The sequence below is a fragment of the Vibrio sp. 1641 genome (assembly GCF_033339995.1).
Classification (GTDB): domain Bacteria; phylum Pseudomonadota; class Gammaproteobacteria; order Enterobacterales; family Vibrionaceae; genus Vibrio; species Vibrio alginolyticus.
The window spans coordinates 1-2,288 of sequence record NZ_JAWOVP010000038.1 but is presented as its reverse complement, the minus strand read 5'-3'; the positions used below and the strand labels follow the sequence as shown (position 1 = coordinate 2,288).

1 protein-coding gene and 2 tRNA genes are annotated in these 2,288 nt (G+C 43.6%); all 3 read right to left on the bottom strand.

The window, feature by feature from the left end; translation table 11 throughout:
- Position 1 precedes the first annotated feature (1 nt).
- The 3 genes from R7Z47_RS23975 to R7Z47_RS23965 all read right to left on the bottom strand — a co-directional run bounded on the left by R7Z47_RS23975 (position 2) and on the right by R7Z47_RS23965 (position 2,287).
- Positions 2-77, bottom strand: a tRNA-Phe gene (locus R7Z47_RS23975).
- A 233-nt stretch (positions 78-310) separates the two neighbouring features.
- Positions 311-1,936 (bottom strand): methyl-accepting chemotaxis protein, encoded by a 1,626-nt coding sequence (locus tag R7Z47_RS23970; RefSeq protein WP_262607160.1) that lies wholly within the window; start codon positions 1,934-1,936, stop codon positions 311-313.
- A 275-nt stretch (positions 1,937-2,211) separates the two neighbouring features.
- Positions 2,212-2,287 (bottom strand) — tRNA-Asn (locus R7Z47_RS23965).
- Position 2,288 lies beyond the last annotated feature (1 nt).

The window sequence follows — 2,288 nt, the reverse complement described above, 5'->3', positions numbered from 1 at the left end:
GTGGTGCCCGGAGGCGGAATCGAACCACCGACACGAGGATTTTCAATCCTCTGCTCTACCGACTGAGCTATCCGGGCGACGAGGTGTATTAAAAGGCTTTTCGGCTTTCAGGTCAACAATAAAATTAAAATAAAATATCGTTTGATGAATTTGTGCTCGGAGTGGGCTGTTTTTATGCGTTTTTAGCAGCAATGCGCCATGCTTTAAGCGATGTTTTAACATTGATAGTGTATTCACTTGCAAAATAAAGGCGATAAAAACAAAAAAGCACGTCTGAAAACGTGCTTTTTATTGAACAATTGACTTTAAACTAATGCTTTACTGAGAACTTGTTTACCCAACCTTCTAGCTCATTCGCTAGTGAAGCTAAACTTTGAGTACTTGATTGACTCTCGGTTACGACAGAGTTTAGTTGTCCTCCGCTTTCATCGATAAGGTTTATGCGTAGCGCAATATCATCGCTAACCTGCGTCTGCTCAGCGGCAGCAGTAGCGATCTGCTGGCTCATTGTGGTGATAGATTCTAACGCCGTTACAATTTGCTGTAGAGCTTCAGAGGCATTCTTAGACTCTGTAACAGTGCTTTCACTGGTTTCTGCACATATTTCCATTGTGTGAATGGCATTGCGAGAGCCTTCTTGCAGATTGGAGATCATATACTGAATCTCTTTTGTGCTGTCTTGTGTGCGTCCTGCTAGGTTGCGTACCTCATCAGCAACGACTGCGAAGCCTCGGCCTTGTTCTCCAGCACGTGCTGCTTCAATGGCTGCATTGAGTGCCAATAGGTTTGTTTGCTCTGCAATATCACCAATCACATCGAGCACTTTTACAATATTATTTACATCCTGATCTAGATCGGCGACCGCTTTACTCGCAGTATTTAATTGAGAAGCTAAACCTTGAATGTTTTCAACCGTGTTATGAATGAGTTTCTGAGTATGTTGGCTTTGTTTGTCTGCCTCGTCCGTATTGTTTGCGGTGTCGCTTGCTGAATTGGCGACATGGTTGGCTGAAGATGTCATTTCAGTCATCGCAGTGGCAATCATAGCCGTTGATTGCTGCTGAGATACGGTAAGTTCGGCAATCGTATTTGATCGAGCCTCTACGGCAAACAACTCTGCGCGCAGTGCATGCATAGACTTCTCTAGGTTTGTCACCATGGTAGCTAGTGATTGACTCATATCTTGCACGGCACGATAGATACTTCCTCTCGGTGCCACAGTATCAAAACTGGTCTGAATGTCTCCTTGAGCGACAGCTTGAACTGCTTTGCGCACGTCGTTAGGCTCTCCACCAAGTAGATTAAGCATTTTGCGAATCGAAATGATCAGGCCACTTAGAATACTTCCCGCGATAATCAGACACAGCACAAGCTGCCATTGTGCTGTCGACCAAAAACGTGCGTTAACTTCATTAAAGCCAATACCTGTACCGACAACCCAGCCCCAGTGTGGTGTTTTTTCTGCTATCGAGTGTTTTTCTTCAATGCTGCCATCTGCTTGTTTTTGGCTCCAGGTATATTCAACGATCTGACCTGTTTTGTGCCCCAATACATCTAGAATGAGTTGGCCTACGCTATTACCACTGCCATCTTTAAAGTCATGGAAGCTGGTTCCGTGCAGTTGAGGGTCTAGTGGTGCGGCGATGAACATCATATTTTCATCTGCGACATAAACGTATTCGTTGTCTTTGTAGATATTGTTACGAAGTAGGCGAGTGGCTAATGCTTTCGCTTCGTCATCCGGCATTTTGCCTTCGATAGCCATCTTTTCTACTTCGGTAAGTATGCTGTACGCACTTTTAAATAGCTCAGTAACTCGAGCTTTGTTATCAAGGTTACTTGCGACGCGAAGTGTCCATAAGCCCGTTGCGGTCAGAGCTAGGAGAGCTAGCAATATGATCGCAGATAATAAATAGGCTTGAGTTTTTAGTTTCATATTTAGCTCACAAATAAAGTGTTATCACTATGCAAGGCATAGCTAAAAGAAGAAATGTAATAACTCGGGCATCTTAGTGAAGATGAATATGCTCGGATACTAATGCGTATTGAAATTACGATGAGGATTAAATTTTTATCGTGAAATAAGTGTTTTTGAAGAAAGGATTTAATGTTCGCTGATGTTTAGAAATGAAGTGCAGATAAATGGGAAAACGAGAAATGACGTATAAAGCAGATACAAAAAAGCCGCATCAAGTGATGCGGCTTTAAAAGTGGCTCCTCCTGCTGGGCTCGAACCAGCGACCTGCGGATTAACAGTCCGTCGCTCTACCAACTGAGCTAAGGAGGAA